Origin of the sequence: Stappia indica, assembly GCF_009789575.1 — a bacterium.
Taxonomy (GTDB): Bacteria; Pseudomonadota; Alphaproteobacteria; order Rhizobiales; family Stappiaceae; genus Stappia; species Stappia indica_A.
In genome coordinates this window covers 2,295,270-2,313,631 of record NZ_CP046908.1, presented here as the reverse complement: position 1 = coordinate 2,313,631, position 18,362 = coordinate 2,295,270, and the positions used below count along the sequence as shown (strand labels likewise).

14 protein-coding genes are annotated in these 18,362 nt (G+C 65.7%); 9 read left to right on the top strand and 5 right to left on the bottom strand.

What is annotated here, in order from left to right; all coding sequences use genetic code 11:
• Positions 1 to 126 precede the first annotated feature (126 nt).
• A complete protein-coding gene (locus GH266_RS10830) occupies positions 127 to 1,509 on the top strand; it encodes an alpha,alpha-trehalose-phosphate synthase (UDP-forming) (protein ID WP_158193919.1) in 1,383 nt (460 codons plus the stop codon).
• A gap of 77 nt (positions 1,510 to 1,586) precedes the next feature.
• On the opposite strand, the gene hppD is transcribed toward GH266_RS10830, so the two are convergent.
• A complete protein-coding gene (hppD, locus tag GH266_RS10825; protein ID WP_158193918.1) occupies positions 1,587 to 2,699 on the bottom strand; it encodes a 4-hydroxyphenylpyruvate dioxygenase in 1,113 nt (370 codons plus the stop codon).
• Positions 2,700 to 2,828: 129 nt separating this feature from the next.
• Here hppD and GH266_RS10820 point away from each other — a divergent pair, with 129 nt between their 5' ends.
• The 8 genes from GH266_RS10820 to GH266_RS10785 all read left to right on the top strand — a co-directional run bounded on the left by GH266_RS10820 (position 2,829) and on the right by GH266_RS10785 (position 12,615).
• A complete protein-coding gene (locus tag GH266_RS10820; RefSeq protein ID WP_158196155.1) occupies positions 2,829 to 3,293 on the top strand; it encodes an Lrp/AsnC family transcriptional regulator in 465 nt (154 codons plus the stop codon).
• Between the two features lie 114 nt (positions 3,294 to 3,407).
• On the top strand, positions 3,408 to 4,184 hold the full coding sequence (locus GH266_RS10815; RefSeq protein ID WP_158193917.1) for a tellurite resistance TerB family protein: 777 nt from the start codon (positions 3,408 to 3,410) through the stop codon (positions 4,182 to 4,184).
• A gap of 105 nt (positions 4,185 to 4,289) precedes the next feature.
• Entirely contained in the window at positions 4,290 to 5,897 is a 1,608-nt protein-coding gene (locus tag GH266_RS10810; protein ID WP_158193916.1) for a GMC family oxidoreductase, read from the top strand.
• Between the two features lie 76 nt (positions 5,898 to 5,973).
• Positions 5,974 to 7,776, top strand: coding sequence for a sensor histidine kinase (locus GH266_RS10805; RefSeq protein WP_158193915.1), 1,803 nt, complete (start codon positions 5,974 to 5,976; stop codon positions 7,774 to 7,776).
• A gap of 48 nt (positions 7,777 to 7,824) precedes the next feature.
• The gene (locus GH266_RS10800; protein ID WP_158193914.1) at positions 7,825 to 9,180 is read left to right on the top strand and encodes a sigma-54-dependent transcriptional regulator; all 1,356 of its coding nucleotides are present in this window, start codon (positions 7,825 to 7,827) and stop codon (positions 9,178 to 9,180) included.
• Positions 9,181 to 9,421: 241 nt separating this feature from the next.
• Complete coding sequence (locus tag GH266_RS10795) at positions 9,422 to 10,423, top strand: DctP family TRAP transporter solute-binding subunit (RefSeq protein ID WP_158193913.1); 1,002 nt, start codon at positions 9,422 to 9,424, stop codon at positions 10,421 to 10,423.
• A 157-nt stretch (positions 10,424 to 10,580) separates the two neighbouring features.
• Positions 10,581 to 11,201 carry a TRAP transporter small permease gene (locus GH266_RS10790; RefSeq protein ID WP_158193912.1) on the top strand — a complete coding sequence of 207 codons (621 nt, stop codon included), beginning with the start codon at positions 10,581 to 10,583 and terminating at the stop codon, positions 11,199 to 11,201.
• A 7-nt stretch (positions 11,202 to 11,208) separates the two neighbouring features.
• A complete protein-coding gene (locus GH266_RS10785) occupies positions 11,209 to 12,615 on the top strand; it encodes a TRAP transporter large permease (protein ID WP_158193911.1) in 1,407 nt (468 codons plus the stop codon).
• A gap of 99 nt (positions 12,616 to 12,714) precedes the next feature.
• On the opposite strand, the gene GH266_RS10780 is transcribed toward GH266_RS10785, so the two are convergent.
• The 4 genes from GH266_RS10780 to GH266_RS10765 all read right to left on the bottom strand — a co-directional run bounded on the left by GH266_RS10780 (position 12,715) and on the right by GH266_RS10765 (position 18,357).
• Entirely contained in the window at positions 12,715 to 12,996 is a 282-nt protein-coding gene (locus tag GH266_RS10780) for an SCP2 sterol-binding domain-containing protein (protein WP_158193910.1), read from the bottom strand.
• A 103-nt stretch (positions 12,997 to 13,099) separates the two neighbouring features.
• Positions 13,100 to 14,899, bottom strand: a complete 1,800-nt coding sequence (locus tag GH266_RS10775) for an IlvD/Edd family dehydratase (RefSeq protein WP_158193909.1) — start codon at positions 14,897 to 14,899, stop codon at positions 13,100 to 13,102.
• A gap of 65 nt (positions 14,900 to 14,964) precedes the next feature.
• Positions 14,965 to 17,169 carry a heavy metal translocating P-type ATPase gene (locus GH266_RS10770; RefSeq protein ID WP_158193908.1) on the bottom strand — a complete coding sequence of 735 codons (2,205 nt, stop codon included), beginning with the start codon at positions 17,167 to 17,169 and terminating at the stop codon, positions 14,965 to 14,967.
• Between the two features lie 171 nt (positions 17,170 to 17,340).
• Positions 17,341 to 18,357 (bottom strand): ABC transporter ATP-binding protein, encoded by a 1,017-nt coding sequence (locus GH266_RS10765; protein ID WP_199270580.1) that lies wholly within the window; start codon positions 18,355 to 18,357, stop codon positions 17,341 to 17,343.
• Between the last annotated feature and the right edge of the window lie 5 nt (positions 18,358 to 18,362).

Below are 18,362 nucleotides of genomic sequence, written 5' to 3'. Positions count from 1 at the left end.
GACGCTCGAATCGGCCCGCAGGTCTTCTGCGGCCCTGACCTGATCATTCCCGTGCCCGCCCGGTGCGGCCTGCGGGCCGATGTCGGCCTGTGCCCATGCGGGCGGACACGCAAACCGGAGGAACCCATGTCCAGACTTGTCGTCGTCTCCAATCGTGTCGGACCGCTCAAGGATACGGGGCGGGCGGGCGGTCTGGCGGTGGCGCTTGTCGACGCGCTGACGGAGATGGGAGGGCTTTGGTTCGGCTGGAGCGGCGAGGTTTCCGAGGAAGGCACTTTCGGCAATCTCAAGCAGGGCGGGGGCACCCGCAAGGTCGCGATGGCGACGGTCGACATGACCCAGGCCGATTACGACGAGTTCTATGCCGGCTATGCCAACCGCACGCTCTGGCCGGTGCTGCATTACCGCCTGGACCTTGCGGATTTCGACCGGCGGTTCGAGGAAGGCTACCGGCGGGTCAACGAGCGTTTCGCAACGCGGCTGCGCCCGCTGCTGCAGGCCGACGACATGATCTGGGTCCACGACTACCATTTCCTCGGTTTCGCGGCGGAGCTGCGGGCGATGGAGGTCGGCAATCCGATCGGCTTTTTCCTGCACATTCCGTTCCCGGCGCCGGAGGTGCTCGCCGGCCTGCCGAACGCCGAACGGCTGGTTCGCAGAATGCTCGCCTATGACGTGGTCGGCTTCCAGACGCGCCGGGATGCGGCGAACTTCCGTCGGTTCGCGGTGGAGGAACTGGGCGCGATCGAGCGCGACGGCGAGCGGCTGGATGTCGCCGGCGGCTCCGTCATTGCGCGTGCCTTTCCCATCGGCATCGACGCGGCCGGGTTCGCCCGGCAGGCGACGACGCCGGAAGCGCGCCGCAACACCATGCGGACAGAGAAACTGCTCACCGGCCGCCAGCAGATCATCGGGGTCGACCGTATCGACTATTCGAAGGGATTGCCGGAGCGGTTTCGGGCGTTCGGCCGGTTGCTGGAGGACTATCCGGAGAACCGGGGCAGGGTGAGCCTGATGCAGGTGGCCCCACCGTCACGAGCCGATCTCGACGCCTACGCGGAAATCCGGCGTGAGCTGGAGGAACTGTCGGGCAATATCAACGGCCGGTTCGCCGATCTCGACTGGACGCCGATCCGCTACATGACCCGATCCTTCACCCGGCGGGCGCTTGCCGGGCTCTATCGTGCCAGCCGCGTGGCGCTGGTCACGCCGCTTCGCGACGGAATGAACCTGGTCGCCAAGGAATATGTTGCGGCGCAGCGGGCAGAGGATCCCGGTGTCGTGGTGCTGTCGCGGTTCGCCGGGGCGGCGGAAGGCATGCCGGAGGCGCTGATCGTCAACCCGCATTCGGCGGAAGGTGTGGCGTCCAGCCTGCAGACCGCCCTCAACATGCCGCTCGACGAGCGCCGGTCGCGCTGGCAGGCGATCTTCGACCGCATTTGCCAGAACGATGCCGCGTCCTGGGCGAACTCGTTCCTCGACGCCCTGCGCGGCCGGGCCACGACCTGATCGAACCCACAACCCGCAACAAAAAGGGGAGCGGACCTGCCGCTCCCCTTCGGTTTCTTCGTTGACCCGGCGCTGCCTTACTCGGCAGCGTCGGCCTTGATCACGCCGCGGCGGATCTGGTCTTCCTCGATCGATTCGAACAGGGCGCGGAAGTTGCCTTCGCCGAAGCCTTCGTCGCCCTTGCGCTGGATGAATTCGAAGAAGATCGGACCGATGACGGTCTTGGAGAAGATCTGCAGCAGGATCTTGGTCATCCCGCCGTTCACCACGCCTTCGCCGTCGATCAGGATGCCGTGCTTCTTCATCCGCTCGATGGGTTCGTCATGGCCATGCACGCGCTCGCGGGACATCTCGTAATAGGTGTCCGGCGGACCCGGCATGAACTTCAGCCCGTTGTCCGACAGGAGGTCGGTGGCGTCGTAGATGTTGTCCGTTCCGACCGCGATATGCTGGATGCCTTCGCCCTTGTACTTGCGAAGATACTCGGCGATCTGGCTGGTGTCGTCCTTCGACTCGTTGAGCGGGATGCGGATCTTGCCGCAAGGCGAGGTGATCGCCCGGCTGACGAGACCGGTGATGCGGCCGTCGATGTCGAAGAAGTGGATCTGCTTGAACCCGAACAGGTCGCGGTAGAAGTCCCACCACTTGTCCATGTTGCCGCGATAGACGTTGTGGGTCAGGTGGTCGAGGTAATAGAAGCCGACCCCTGCCGGACGCGGATCTCGCTCGCCCAACCACTCGAACTCGTCGTCATAGGCCGAGCCCTTGGCGCCGTAGGTCTCGACGAAATAGAGCAGCGAGCCGCCGATGCCGACGATGGCGGGGACGTCCAGCGCCTTGTCGTCGCCGTGATAGGGCGTTGCCCCCTTCTTCACCGCATGCTCGAACGCGTGACGGGCATCGACCACGCGCCAGGCCATCGAGGGGGCGCAGGGGCCGTGCTCCTCGACGAAGCGCATCGCGTGCGAGCCGGGCTCGGCGTTCAGCACATAGGTGATGTCGCCCTGGCGGTAGAGGGTGATTGCCTTGGTCTTGTGCTTGGCGACGGGCACATAGCCCATGCGGCGGAACAGGGCGTCGAGCTTTTCCGGCTCGGGGTGGGAAAACTCGACGAACTCGAAGCCGTCCGTGCCGGCCGGGTTGGTGTCGTCGATCTTGGCGGGCGGTGCGTCGTGCGGAAACGGTCCCATGCTGTCCTCCTCTGGAAAGCCAAACTTCGCACAGTATGCGCCCGGATCGATGCAAGGTGCGTGCATTTTGGGTGGGTAATGGATTATCAATGCATGAAACGTGCACTGATAGAGCTGGACGCGCACAAGATGACGGACCTCGACCCTTTCGATATTCGCCTGCTTGCAAGCCTGCAGGACGATGCGGCGGTCACCAACCAGCAGCTTGGGGAGCGGATCGGACTGTCGGCCTCGCAGGTCTCCCGCCGACGTCAACGGCTGGAGGAGGCCGGCGTCATCCGCCGTTACCGGGCCGATGTCGATGCCGCGGCCGTCGGGTTCAGCGTGGTTGCCTTCGTCGGCGTCGCGCTCAATGCCCACAGCCGCCAGAACGCCCGCCGTTTCCGCGATCTGGTACGCGCCTTGCCCGAGGTCCAGGAGGCGCATGTGTTGACGGGCGACATGGACTACATGCTGAAGGTGGCGGTCGCCGATCTTGCGGCGCTGTCGCGCTTCATCAATGACGAGCTGTTGCCGCACGAGGCGGTGCGCAACGTGCGCTCGTCCATCGCCATGGAGACGCTGAAGGACGACAACCGCCTGCCTTTCGCCTGAGCGGTGACGCCCTGCGCTTGCGGTCGCGACTTTCTGTTCCCATTTGCAGTCATGAATGCGACCCGGGCACGTCCCGGACTGCCGCCAATCGCAAGGGACTGGAGACAGATAACGATGTTCGATGCACGCAAGCTGCTTGAGGAGTTCATGGGCCAGGGTGGCGGTTCCTCGGCAGGGTCCGGACGCACTGGTTCCGGCGGAAGTGGGGCCGGCGATCTTCTGGCGCGCGGCCAGGACTATCTGCGGTCCTCCGGCTCCGGCGGACTCGCCGGCGGCGCGCTGGCAGGCGGCCTTGCAGGCCTGCTCCTTGGCACCAAGGGTGGCCGCAAGATCGGCAAGAAGGCGCTGACCTATGGCGGCATGGCCCTGGTTGCCGGTCTCGCCTACAAGGCCTATCGCGATTATCGCGGGGGTGGCGGAGCCGCCCCGGCGTCTGCGCAGGGTGCGCCGGACACCGCGTCCTCTTCTGCCCCGGTACTGCCGCCTCCCTCCGATTCGCCGTTTTCGCCGGCGCGTCAGCCGGGCGGGGAGGAGGAGTTCGCGCTCGTCCTGCTGACCGCGATGATCTCGGCGGCAAAGGCCGACGGGCATATCGATGCGGACGAGCAGCGCAAGATCTTCGACAAGCTTGATACGCTCGACCTCGACAGCGAGGCCAAGGCCTTCGTGATGGACGAGCTGCGCGCGCCGCTCGACATCGACCGGGTGGTGAAGGGGGCGAAGAGCCCTGAAGCGGCGCTGGAAGTCTATGCCGCCTCGCGTCTGGCCATCGATCCGGATCACCCCGCGGAGCGCGCTTATCTGCAGATGCTGGCCGCCCGTCTCGGGCTGGAGCCTGGACTTGCGGAAGAGGTCGATCGCGCGGTCGCAGAGGCCGAAGCCTCGCTCTGAGACGGCCGGCGTCCGGCCGGTCCGGGCGCCGGGCTTTCCCTCCTTGCCATTGCTGGCGGCAGCGGGCATCGTTCCGCTCCACGCGGGCCAGGGCAGGGAGGAACCATGCGCGACCTGGGGGAATGGGACTACGTGATCGTCGGTGCGGGTTCGGCCGGCTGTGTGCTGGCCAACCGCCTTTCGGCCGATCCGCAGGTCAAGGTCCTGCTGCTGGAGGCTGGCGGCAAGGACGACTACGTCTGGATTCACATTCCCGTCGGCTACCTTTATTGCATGGGCAATCCCCGAACCGACTGGGGCTTCAAGACCGCTCCGGATCCCGGCCTCAACGGGCGCTCTCTCTCCTATCCGCGCGGCCGCGTGCTCGGCGGCTGCTCCGCCATCAACGGCATGATCTACATGCGCGGCCAGGCGCGCGACTATGATGGCTGGCGCCAGATGGGGCTGGAGGGCTGGGGCTGGGACGATGTGCTGCCGCTGTTCCGCCGTGCCGAGGACCATTACGAGCTCTCCGACGACATGCATGGCCGGGGCGGCGAATGCCGCGTCGAGCGGCAGCGGTTGTCCTGGGATATTCTCGATGCGGTGCGCGATGCCTGCGAGGAGGTCGGGATCCCGAAGATCGACGACTTCAACCGCGGCGACAATTTCGGCTCGTCCTATTTCCAGGTGACGCAGCGCGGAGGCATCCGCTGGACCGCTGCCAAGGGCTTTCTCAAGCCGGTCGCGAACCGCCAGAACCTGAAGATCGTTACCGGTGCGCAGGTGACCAGACTGACGGTCGCCGAAGGCCGGGTGAGCGGCGTCGAGCTGCGCGTCGACGGCGCTCCCGCGCAGGCGAGAGTGGCGGGTGAACTGGTGCTTTCGGCAGGGGCCATCGGGTCCCCGCAAATTCTGGAACTGTCGGGCATCGGCGATCCGGAGGTGCTTGCGCGACAGGGCATCGAAACGGTCGCGCAAAGCCGGCAGGTGGGGAGCAATCTCCAGGACCACCTGCAGATCCGCACGATCTTCAAGGTCAGCGGCGCGGTCACGCTCAACCAGCGGGCCTCGAACCTGCTCGGCAAGGCGAGAATCGCGATGGAATATGCGTTGTCGCGTTCCGGGCCGATGTCCATGGCGCCATCGCAGCTCGGCGTCTTTGCAAAATCCGACCCGGCATTCGAGACCGCGAATATCGAGTATCACGTGCAGCCGCTGTCGCTCGACAAGTTCGGCGAGCCGCTCCATTCCTTTCCGGCGATCACCTTGAGCGTGTGCAATCTGCGCCCCGAAAGCCGGGGAAGCGTGCATGTCGCGAGCCGGGATCCGCTGGCTCATCCCGAGATCCGCCTGAACTACCTGTCCACGGCCGGGGACCGCAAGGTTGCTGCCGACAGCATCCGCCTCACCCGGCGCATCATGGCAACGGATACGATGGCGCGCTTTTCGCCGGTCGAGCACCTGCCCGGTCCCCTGGTGCGCAGCGACGAGAACCTGGCGCGCGCCGCGGGCGATATCGGCACGACGATCTTTCATCCGGTGGGGACCTGCCGGATGGGTGCGGACGATGCCTCGGTCGTCGATGGGCGTCTGCGGCTGCGCGCCGTTGCCGGCATCCGCGTTGCGGATGCGTCCGTCATGCCGGCGATCACCTCCGGCAACACGGCGGTTCCAACGATGATGATCGCCGAAAAGGCCGCGGAGATGATCCGCGCGGACCGGCGTGCCTGAACTCGTGCTCCCGCGATTTGTGCCCGGCCGTCCGGATCGCTAGGATCGCCCCGAAACGCTGGGGAAAGACACGGTCATGACAACGCTTGCCAGATGGGCCAGGCGCAATTCGCAACATATCCTGGTGCTGTGCTGCGCCTTGCCGGTGACCGTGTTGATCGGCTGGGTGACATGGGAAACCGCTTCGCGGTTGTTCGCCGCCGAGGTGGCGACGAGGGCGCAGGCGCTTTTGTCCGTGCAGTCGGCAACGCTGGAGCGTCAGCTCGACAAGTTCCGCCTCCTGTCGCCGCTGCTGGCGCAACGTCCAGATGTGCGGGACATCATCCTGCGCCGGGACGCGGCGCTGGGCGAGCGGGCGGCTGCGCTGGTTGCCGGCATGGCCGGAGCGCAGGAGGTCCTGTTTCTCGATGCGACCGGCGCGCTGATCGCGTCCAGCCATATGTCGCCCCGGCCGCCCGGCAACAGCCTGGAGCAGCTGCCATTGGCGGAGGCCCAGCAGGGCCGCCTCGGTCGCGCCTATCGGCGAGGCAACGGCAGCGAGCCGGGCAGCTACGTCTTCGCCTCGGCCGTCCGCGCCGGCAGTCTCGTCGTCGGCATCGTGGTCGTGCGCGTCAGCCTTGCTGAGATCGAGCAGGCCTGGGCCCTGAGCCCGGCGCCCATCGTGGCGATCGACACGAGGGGAGAGATCGTGGCCACCAACCGCCCGGCGTGGCGCGGCCAAAGGGCGAGCGAGCGCTTCGCCGTGCTTGGGACGGCCGAGGTGCCGCGAACCGGAGACGGTGCGGCCGCTGCCGCCACCGAAGCGGAATATGTTCGCTTCAATGGCGCGGCCGGGCGCGGACCCTATCTCAGGATGGCGCGGACGCTGCCCGTGCTGGACTGGCAGGTCGCGGCATTCGCCGATACGGCCGATGCCCGCTCGCAGAGCCAGAAGGTTGCAGCGATCGCCGTACTGATCTGTCTGCTGGCGAGCGTGGTCGGCTGGGTGGCGGCCGACCGGCGTGTCGCCGTTCTGCGCCGCCTGCGCGAAGACAAGATCGCCGCCTTGCGCCTGGAACGGAAAGTGCGCCTGCGCACCCGCGACCTTTCCGAGGCGAATGCGCGGCTCGCCCGCGAGGTCACCGAGCGCGAGGCCGCGGAGGCGGAGCTCAGGAACATGCAGGCCGACCTGGTGCAGGCCGCGAAGATGGCGACGCTCGGCCAGATGTCCGCGGCCCTTTCGCACGAGTTCAACCAGCCGCTGGCCGCGATCCGTTCGAATGCCGACAATGCCAAGCAGTTTCTCGAACGCGGCATGGGCGAGCGGGTGGGCAGTGCGCTCGACCGCATCATCCTGATGGTCGAGCGGATGGCAGAGATTTCCCGTGTGCTGAAGGGGTTCAGCCGCCGGGCCGGTACCGACCTGCGGCCGACAGCCCTGAAGCCGGTTGTCGACGAGGCCATGATGTTGCTGTCGCCGCGGATCAAGCAGGGCAGCGCCCGCTTGACTGTTACGCATCTCGATGGGCCGCTTTCGGTCGTGGGCGGGCATGTGCGGCTGGAGCAGGTGGTCCTCAACCTCGTCTCCAACGCGCTCGATGCCGTGGAGGCGCGTGACGACGGACAGGTGGTTATGACCACCCGCAGCGAGGCAGGCCTGGCGGTGATCGAGGTGCGGGACAACGGCCCGGGCATCTCCTCCGATCTCCTGCCGAAGGTGTTCGATCCGTTCTTCACCACCAAGGAGGTCGGCAAGGGGCTGGGCCTCGGGCTTTCGATCGCCTACAAGATCGTCCACGATTTCTCGGGCAGCTTGACCGTGCGCCATGCGGAGGGCGGCGGTGCCGTCTTCACGGTTCGGCTGCCGCTGGCCGAGGGGCTGAGCGATGCGGCGGAGTAGAGTGTTGCTCGCCCGATGGCGCATTTGCGGTGACAAGACGGAACACTGATGGACAAGGCGACGGTGCTGCTCGTCGATGACGAGCCCGATCTGCGTGAAGCGCTTGCGGAAGGACTGGAGCTGGCCGGCCACAGCGTCGACACGTTCGAAGGCGCGTCCGGAGTGTTCGGGACTCTCGGCCGGGATTTCTACGGTGTGCTGGTGACGGACATCCGCATGCCCCAGACGGATGGTTTCGATCTGATGCGCAAGGCGCTGGAGATCGACCCCGCCCTGCCGGTCATTCTCATCACAGGTCACGGCGACGTGCCCCTCGCGGTCCAGGCGATGCGGGCCGGGGCGTATGACTTCATCGAGAAGCCGTTTCCGGTCAGCCGGCTGTCGACGGTGATCGAGCGGGCGCTGGAGAAACGGCGCCTGGTGCTCGAGAATCGCCTGTTGCGCGAACAACTGGCCAGCAGGACCGGCCTGGAGGGGCGGCTGGTCGGCCGATCCGCCGCAATGGAGCGGCTGCGCGGGCTCGTCGGAGCGCTCGCCGGCACCGATGCCGACGTGCTGATCATCGGCGAGACCGGGGCCGGCAAGGAAGTGGTGGCGCGCGCCCTTCACGAGGAGGGGCATCGCCGGGAGGGGCCGTTCGTTGCGCTCAACTGCGGTGGCCTGCCGGCGGAAATCATCGAGTCCGAGCTTTTCGGCCACGAGAAAGGCGCCTTCACGGGGGCGGCAAGCCAGCGGATCGGCAAGCTCGAGCATGCGCATGGCGGCACTGTCTTTCTCGACGAGATCGAGTCGATGCCGCTCGATCTTCAGGTCAAGCTGCTCAGGGTGATCGAGACACGCACGATAGAGCGGCTGGGCTCCAACCGGACAATACCCCTGGACGTGCGCTTCCTGGCGGCGACCAAGGACGATCTGGAGGCGGCCGGAAATGCGGGGCGGTTCCGCAAGGACCTGTTTTACCGGCTGAATGTCGTCACCGTCGAAATTCCCCCGCTCAGGGCGCGCAAGGAAGATATTCCTTTGCTCTTTCATCACCTGACACGCGAGGCGCGCGCCCGCTACCGGCGGGAAATCCCCGACGTGATGCCAGCCTTCGTCAGCGAGCTGATCGCACGCGACTGGCCCGGGAACGTCCGGGAATTGCGGAACGTCGCCGATCGTTTCGTCCTCGGGCTCGAGCGGCCAGGGGGTACGGGACCTGCGGGCGGCACGGCCGAGGCGACGGTTCTGTCCGAGCGCGTTGCCGCTTATGAGCGAGCGGTGATTGCGGAAGAGCTCGCCAAGAACGGCGGCAGCCTGAAGGCGACCTATGAAGGACTGGGATTGTCGCGAAAGGCGCTCTACGAAAAAATCCGCAAGTACGGCCTCGACCGCACGGCTTCAGAAGGCGACTTCCCCGGCTGAGGTCCGGCCGGATGTGTCGATGTCGACACATCCTTTCTGAATGATGTGTCGTTTCCTGCACATTTCCAGCTTGGAGCGGGACGGGCGCGATCCTGCCCTGCCCGCAAAACGGGCGACTTGCTCGCCTCTCAGGCATTTGGCACACATGTTGCTAATTGTGGGGCGCGAATAAACCGGCATCTCTTGCCGGATCACCCGTCCGCGCGCCCGAGCGCGGCAAAACATGTCTGGGAGGACATCCATGAAAAAGTTCGCAACGGCTGCGGTTGCCGCCGCATGCCTCACCTTCGCCGCTCCGGCTCTCGCCGATTGCGACGACGGCGAGATGGTCATCAAGTTCAGCCACGTGGTTGCCGGCTCCGGCCACCCCAAGGGCGACGCGGCGACCCTGCTTGCCAAGCGCGTCAACGAGGAGATGAACGGCAAGGCCTGCATGCAGGTGTTCCCGAACTCGCAGCTCTTCGACGACGACAAGGTGATGGAAGCCCTGCTGCTCGGCGACGTGCAGCTCGCGGCCCCGTCCCTGTCGAAGTTCGAGGCCTATACGCTGAAGTACCGCCTCTTCGACCTGCCGTTCCTGTTCAACGACCTGTCGTCGATCGATCGCTTCGCGGCCAGCGAGCCCGGCAAGGAGCTGCTGAACTCGATGACCGACGTCGGCTTCGTCGGCCTCGGCTACTGGAGCTCGGGCATGAAGCAGTTCTCGGCCAACAAGCCGCTGCTGCTGCCGACGGACGCCACTGGCCTGAAGTTCCGTATCCAGACGTCGGACGTTGCCGAGGCCATGATCGCCGCCATGGGTGCGAATGCCCAGAAGCTGGCCTTCAAGGAGGTCTACGGCGCGCTGCAGACCGGCGTCGTGGACGGTCAGGAGAACTCCTGGTCCAACATCTACACCCAGAAGTTCTTCGAGGTGCAGGACGGTATCACCGAGACCAACCACCAGCTGCTGGCCTATCTGCTCGTCACGTCCGACGAGTGGCTGAACGGTCTCGAGCCGGATGTGCGTGACCAGTTCCTGACCATCGTCAACGAGGTCACTGTTGCCGCCAATGCGGCCGTCGCCGGCCAGGAAGCCGAAAACCGCCAGAAGATCCTGGATGCCGGCAGCGAGATCCGGGTGCTTACCCCGGAGCAGCGCAAGGCCTGGGTCGATGCCATGAAGCCGGTCTGGGACAAGTTCCGGGGCGATATCGGCGAAGAGCTGATCGAGGCTGCCCAGGCTTCGAACAGCCCCAGCTGACATTGATCCGGACCGCCCGCGCACCCTCGGGTTCGCGGGCGGTTTGGCCTATCGGATCGCTCCCGGCGGTTGCGCAGGACGAGGGCCTTGCCCCTTGCGCCGGACCGGGAGCTTTCCGAACCTCGTTCCCGACAAAACAGATACATTGGGGGAAGCGATGCAACGCGTCGACAACTGGGTCACGCGCTTCGAGGAGAACGTGATCGCGCTTCTGCTCGCGGCGATGACCATCGTGACCTTCACTCAGGTGGTTGCCCGCTACGGCTTCAACTCCGGCTGGACCGGAGCGCTCGAACTCACCCGCATCCTCTTTGCCTGGCTGATCCTTTTCGGCATGAGCTACGGGGTGAAGATGGGCACGCATCTGGGCGTCGATGCCATCATTCGCCTGTTCCCGGCGCCGATCTTCCGCATCTTCGCGATTTTCGGTGCTCTTTGCGGTGTGGCCTATGCGGTCATCCTGCTGCATTCCGACTGGCTGCAATGGTTCGGCATCAGCACGCGCGGCGGGGCCATCGACTACTGGTCGCGCATGTATCGCATCGGCATCGGTCTCGATGATTTGCGCTACCCGGAGCTGGTTCAGGAGATGTTCGGCACCCAGGAGCGCGTGCAGCGCTGGATCGCCTATCTGATCCTGCCCGTGGGACTGGCCCTTTTCGCCTTCCGCTGTGCCCAGGCCGCCTGGCAGATCGTCACCGGCAAGCGCGAGATGATGATCGCAGCGCACGAAGCGGAAGAGCTCGTTGCCGAAAACAAAAACGTGCTGAAGGACTGATCCCGCCATGGAAGCCGGTGTTCTCTTCATCATGGTGCTCGGGCTGCTGTTCCTCGGCGTCCCGATCGCGATCGCGCTGGGCCTGTCCAGCGTCCTGACGATCGCCTTCTTCTCCCAGGACTCCATGTCCTCGGTCGCTCTGCAGCTGTTCACGGCCTCGCAGAACTACACGCTCCTGGCGATTCCCTTCTTCATTCTCGCCTCGGCCTTCATGTCGACAGGCGGCGTCGCCCGGCGCATCATCCGCTTCGCCATCGCCTGCGTCGGCCATCTGCGTGGCGGCATGGCGATCGCGGCGGTGTTCTCGTGCATGCTCTTTGCCGCGCTGTCCGGCTCCTCGCCGGCGACCGTGGTTGCGATCGGAACGATCGCCATCGCCGGCATGCGCCAGGTCGGCTACACGAAGGAATTCGCCGCCGGCGTCATCGCCAATGCGGGCACGCTCGGCATTCTCATTCCGCCGTCCATCGTCATGGTGGTCTATGCGGCTGCGACTGACGTTTCCGTCGGCCGCATGTTCCTTGCCGGCGTCATTCCGGGCCTTGTTGCCGGCCTGATGCTGATGGCGGCGATCTACGTGAACGCGCGCATCAAGAACATGCCCAAGCAGCCTTTCGGCGGGCTGGGAGAGGTCGCCTCGGCGGCCGGCGAGGCAGGCTTCGGCCTGCTGCTGATCGTCATCATCCTCGGCGGCATTTACGGCGGCATCTTCACGCCGACCGAAGCTGCGGCGGTGGCTGCGGTCTATTCGTTCCTGATCGCCATCTTTATCTATCGCGACATGGGGCCGCTCAAGGGTGTCCCGATGCGCAGGGACGGGGAGTCGCTGCCCGCGGCAGTGGGGCGCAACGTTTGGCTGACGATCATCTATTTCCTGCCGGGTTGCGTCCACAGCGACACGCGCAAGGTGCTGGTCGATGCATCCAAGACGACGGTGATGCTGATGTTCATCATCGTCAATGCGCTGCTCTTCGCTCACACCCTGACGGCCGAGCGGATTCCGCAGGCGATCACCGACTGGATGATCGGTGCGGGCTTCACCTGGTTCACCTTCCTGATCGCCGTGAACATCCTGCTGCTGATCGGCGGCCAGTTCATGGAGCCGTCGGGCCTGCTGCTGATCGTCGCTCCGGTGGTGTTCCCCATCGGCATGGCGCTCGGGGTCGATCCGATCCATCTCGGCATCATCATGGTGGTGAACATGGAGATCGGCATGATCACGCCGCCCATCGGCCTCAACCTGTTCGTGACATCAGGCATAACCGGCATGAGCCTTGTTCAGGTGGTGCGGGCGGCAGCACCCTTCGTGCTGATCCTGTTCATCTTCCTGATCCTGGTGACCTATGTGCCGGCGCTGTCGACCTGGCTGCCCTACTCGCTGATGGGGCCGGAGCTGGTCACCCGCACGGGCTGACCTCAAGGTCCGGCAAGGCCGCAACTGCAAAGACCCCGGCGATGGTTCCATCGCCGGGGTCTTTCGTTTGGTTGAGGCTGCACATTTGGCAGCTGGCAGTCAGACGATGCTGCCCAGTTTCATCGCAACGCTCATGTCGCCGGCAACCTTGATCTTGCCGGTCATGAAGGCCGTGGTCGGGTTGAGCTCGCCGGCCAGCAGGTCCGCAAGGTCGCTCTGCGAGATCGAGATCGTGCAGTCGGCGTCCTTGTCCTCGTTGGAGACGTTGGGGCCCTCGACATAGATGACACCAGCGTCGCCGCAGTCGAATTTCACGCTGTCGGAGATGCCGCCACCGGCCACCTTGCCGCGCACGGCCTCCGTCAGTTCATCCATCGTCATGCTCCATGTCCTCCTGTCGCCGGATCCTCGTTGGCTGCACCCAATCATGACGCTTACGTAATCGTCAAGTTCATTCAGGTGTCTGCGGCCATGCGCCCCGCGCTTAATGATTGTTGCGCGGCAATCCCCTGGAGGCGGCGATGTCGCGATAGGCGACCGCCGGTTTCAGCACCATGCCCTTGTCGAACTGATCGACGATGCCGCGCTGGATCTCCTGCCAAGGCGTCTGGTGGTCCGGGATGGCGAAGCCGCCGCTCGAGGCAAGCTCGGCGCGCCTCAGTTCCAACTCCTCATCCGGGATCAGGATGTCGGCGGTGCACTTGCGCAGGTCGATGCGCACCCGGTCGCCGGTTTTCAGCAGGGCGAGACCGCCTCCGGCCGCTGCCTCCGGCGAGGCGTTTAGGATCGAGGCCGATCCGGAGGTGCCGGACTGGCGTCCGTCGCCGATGCAGGGCATGGCGTGGATGCCGCGTTTGATGAGAGCGGCAGGCGGCTGCATGTTGACCACCTCCGCGCCGCCCGGATAGCCGATCGGACCGGTACCGCGGATGAACAGCAGGCAATGCTCGTCGATCTGAAGATCCGGATCGTCGATGCGGTGGTGATAATCCTCCGGCCCTTCGAAGACGATGGCCCGTCCCTCGAAGGCATCTGGATCATCCGGGTTGGACAGGTAGCGGTCGCGGAACTCCTTCGAGATCACGCTCGTCTTCATGATCGCGCTGTCGAACAGGTTGCCCTTCAGGTTCAGGAAGCCCGCCTTGTCGACCAGCGGATCGCTTACCGGCCGGATGACCCGCGTATCGAGGTTCTCCGCCTCCCGGCAATTGTCGCCAAGGCTCCTGCCGTTGACGGTCAGCGCCTGCGGATGGGGCAGGCGGTTCGCCTTCATCAACTCACCGATGACGGCCGGCACGCCGCCGGCATGGTGATAGTCCTCGCCGAGATACTCGCCGGCCGGCTGCATGTTGACGATCAGCGGAACATCGTGACCGAGGCGCTGCCAGTCGTCATTGTCGAGCGGCACTCCCAGATGCCGGGCGACCGCGTTGAGATGGATCGGCGCGTTGGTCGAGCCGCCGATGGCCGAGTTGACGACGATGGCGTTCTCGAAGGCTTCGCGGGTCATGATGTCGGAGGGCTTGAGGTCGTCCCAGACCATGTCGACGATCCTGAGACCTGTCTGATAGGACACCTGCGCCCGTTCGCGATAGGTGGCGGGAATGGCTGCGCCGCCGGGCAACTGCATGCCGAGCGCCTCGGCCAGCGAGTTCATCGTCGTCGCCGTGCCCATCGTGTTGCAATAGCCGACGGAGGGGGCCGAGGAGGCGACCAGATCCATGAAGCCGCCATAGTCGATCTCGCCGGCCGCGAGCATCTCGCGCGCCTTCCAGACGATGGTGCCGGAGCCGGTCCGCTCGCCCCGGTGCCAGCCGTTGAGCATCGGTCCGACCGACAGGGCGATGGCCGGAATGTTGACGGTTGCCGCCGCCATCAGGCAGGCGGGGGTGGTCTTGTCGCAGCCGATGGTCAGCACCACGCCGTCGATGGGATAGCCGTAGAGCAGTTCCACCAGGCCGAGATAGGCAAGGTTCCGGTCGAGCGAGGCGGTCGGCCGCTTGCCTGTCTCCTGGATCGGGTGAACCGGAAACTCGAAACAGATGCCACCGGCCTCGCGGATGCCTTCGCGCACCCGCTTGGCCAGCTCGATGTGATGGCGATTGCAGGGCGAGAGATCGGACCCTGTCTGGGCAATGCCGATGATCGGCTTGCCGGACTGCAGCTCCTCCCGTGTCAGGCCGTAGTTCAGGTAGCGCTCGATATAGAGCGCCGTCATGCCGGGATCGTCGGGATTGTCGAACCACGCGCGCGAACGCAGGCGTTTGGGGTCTCTTGCGGTCATTCTTGTCTCCGGGCCGTTGGCTGTTCTATTTGTATTACAATATAGCGCAGCCAACGGCCACATTGTCATTTCCGGCTCTCTTTCGCCCGCCAGCGGCGCAGCAATGCCGCGTTGGTGACGACGGAGACCGACGACAGGGCCATCGCCGCCCCGGCAAGCGCCGGTGTCAGCATGCCGAGTGCGGCAAGCGGGATGCCGACGACGTTGTAGACGAAGGCCCAGAACAGGTTCTGGCGGATCTTGCGGACCGTTGCGCGGGAAATGTCGATCGCATCGGCCACGAGATCGGGGCGGGAGCGCATCAAGGTGATGCCGGCGGTCTCCATCGCCACTTCCGTGCCGCTGCCCATGGCGATGCCGACGCTGGCTGCCGCGAGCGCAGGCGCATCGTTGACCCCATCGCCGACCATGGCAACGGTCCGGCCGGCTGCCGTAAGCTCGGCGATGGTTTCCGCCTTTCCTTCAGGCGCGACGCCGGCGATCACCCGGCCGATACCGGCCTCGGCCGCGACCGCTCTTGCTACGGCTTCCGTATCGCCGGTGAGCATCACCGTCTCGATATCCATGGCGGCCAGGCGCCGCAAGGCGACCGGCGTCTCCTCCCGCAAGGTGTCGGCCATTGCGATCACGCCGACGACCCGGCCGGCGATGGCAATGCCGGCGCAGGTCTTTCCCTGGGCCTCGAACTCCCGGAAAATCTGCTGCACGAGGAAGGTGTCGATCGAATGGGTCTCGAGCAGCCGGCGGTTGCCGATCAGGACTTGTTCGCCGGCAATGTCGGCCACGATCCCCTGGCCGGCGATGGCGCGGAAATTCCCGGGCCGCGAGAGCTCGAGACCGCGCTCGCGCGCGGCTGCGACGATGGCCCCGGCCAGAGGATGCTCGCTCGGCAACTGGGCGCTGGCGGCGATCAGCAGCAGCCGATTCTGGTTGCCGTCGAACGCGCGGATGTCGGTGACCGCAGGGGTGCCCCGGGTGAGGGTGCCGGTCTTGTCGAACACCACCGTGTTGACCGAGTGGGCCGTCTCCAGCGCCTCGATGTCGCGGATCAGGATGCCGGCGCGCGCCGCCGCGCCGGTTCCGGCAACGAGAGCTGTCGGGGTTGCCAGGCCGAGTGCGCAGGGGCAGGCGATGACCAGAACGGCCACGGTCGCGCCGATGGCGGCATCGAGGCCAGCACCGGAGAACCACCAGCCCGCAAAAGTGGCGAGTGCGACCAGAACGACGACGGGTACGAAGATCGCGGAAACCTTGTCCACCAGCTTCTGCACCGGTGCGCGCGAGTTCTGCGCATTTTCCACCAGGCGAATGATCGAGGCGAGCTTGCTGTCGCCGGCAACGGCGGTGACCTCGACGGTCAGGGCGCCCGACCCGTTGATCGTCCCGCCGATGACCTCGTCGCCGATGGCCTTGGCAACCGGCATGCTCTCGCCGGTCAGCAGCGCCTCGTCCACTTCGCTGGCGCCGTCGTGCACGGTGCCGTCCACCGGCACGCGCTCGCCGGGACGCACAAGAATGGCATCGCCCGGAAACAGGCTCTCGACCGGGACGGTCTCGATATCCTTGCCCAAGATCCTGTGGGCGACCTGGGGTTTCAAGTCGCTCAAGGCGCGGATGGCGGCCGTTGTCGTGCGCTTTGCTCGCATTTCCAACAGCTTGCCGAACAGGATCAGCGTCAGGATGACCGAGGACGCCTCGAAATAAAGGTGGCCGGGTTCCTGCGGCCAGGCCATCACCGTGAGGACCAGGCTGTAGCCATAGGCGGCAGTGGTGCCGAGGACCACGAGCACGTCCATGTTGGCGCCGCCGCCGGCAAGGGCCTTCCAGGCGCCGACATAGAAGCGGCGACCGACGAGAACCTGCACCAGTCCGGCAAGGATCGCCTGCGCCCAGCCGGGCGGCATCAGCATCACGCCGAAGGGGGCGGCCGCCATCGAGGCGACCATGGGGGCCGACATCAGGGCGGAAAAGAGCAGAAGCAGCAACGTGCGCCGCTCGTCGCGGCGGATGCGGGCGTCCGTCTCGTCCTGCTGGCGCCTTTCTTCCTGCCAGCCGGTGGAGCGTTCGCTGGCGGTGTAACCGGTTGCCTCGACGGCGGAGATGATCTCGGCGGGCGTCACGCTGCCATCGGTCTGGATGACGGCTGTCTCCAGGGGCAGGTTGACGGTGGCGCGCAAGACGCCGGGCTTGCGGCCGAGGACCTTCTCGATCCGGGCCGAGCAGGCCGCACAGGTCATGCCGCCGATATCGAGATGAATGAAAGGCGGCATGCCGGGTGTCGACGCCGGGAGCGCGTCATGCGTTTCAGGGGCGGCCTGTGTCATCCGCTGTTCTCCGTTGCAGGAGCGCTGTCCGGCGCAAGGGCCGGGACAGGCTCCGATTGTGTCGGCAACGGGTATAGGCCTTCCGGTCGCTGGAAGGTCAAGAGGGGCGGAGTGAGGTCAGGTCCGCCCTTCCTCCACTGCGTGACAGGCGACCCCGGCGCCGCCGATGTCCTGCAGCAAGGGCAGTTCGCGCTTGCAGCGATCATTGGCGAGAGGGCAGCGCGGATGGAAGGCGCAGCCGCTCGGCGGATTGATCGGGTTGGGGATTTCGCCTTCGACCGGACGGCGCGGGGTTCCCGTCATTTCCAGATCGGGGATCGCCGCCAGCAACATCCGCGTATAGGGGTGGCGCGGGTTGCGGAAGAGTTCGCGGCTTTCCGCCACCTCGACCAGGCGGCCGAGATACATCACGCCGATGCGCTTTGCCATGTGCCGGACGACGGCAAGGTCGTGGCTGATGAACAGATAGGTCAGCCCGAACTCGTCCTGCAGGTCGCGCATCAGGTTGAGGATCTGCGCCTGCACGGAGACGTCCAGCGCCGAGGTCGGCTCGTCGCACACGAGGAACTCGGGCTTGGAGGCCAGTGCCCGGGCAATGCAGATGCGCTGCCGTTGCCCGCCGGAGAACTCGTGCGGATATTTGGCGCCGTCGCGCGGGTGCAGGCGCACCAGTTCGAGCAGCTCGCCGACACGGGCGGAAATCGCGTCTTCGGAGCTCTCCAGCTTGAAGGCGCGGATCGGCTCCGCGATGATCCGGTCGACCCGCCAGCGTGGATTGAGGCTGGCATAGGGGTCCTGGAAGATCATCTGGATGCGCCGGCGCAGTTCGCGCATCTCCTGCCCCGACTGGCGGCGCGAGCGCATGTCGACGCCCTCGATGCGGATTTCGCCCGCACTCGCCTCAAGCAAGCCGACGACCATCTTGGCGACGGTCGACTTGCCCGAGCCGCTTTCGCCGACGAGTGCGAAGGTCTCGCCTTTCGAGATGGAGAAGGATATGTCCTGCGCGGCCTTGAGGAAGGCTTTCGGCGAGCGCTCCAGCACCCGGTTCAGCCAGGGCTTGGACACGTCGAAGGTGCGCGAGAGCGACCGGACCTCGACGACGGCACGGCTTTCCGCAGTGGCGTGCTGCATGACCG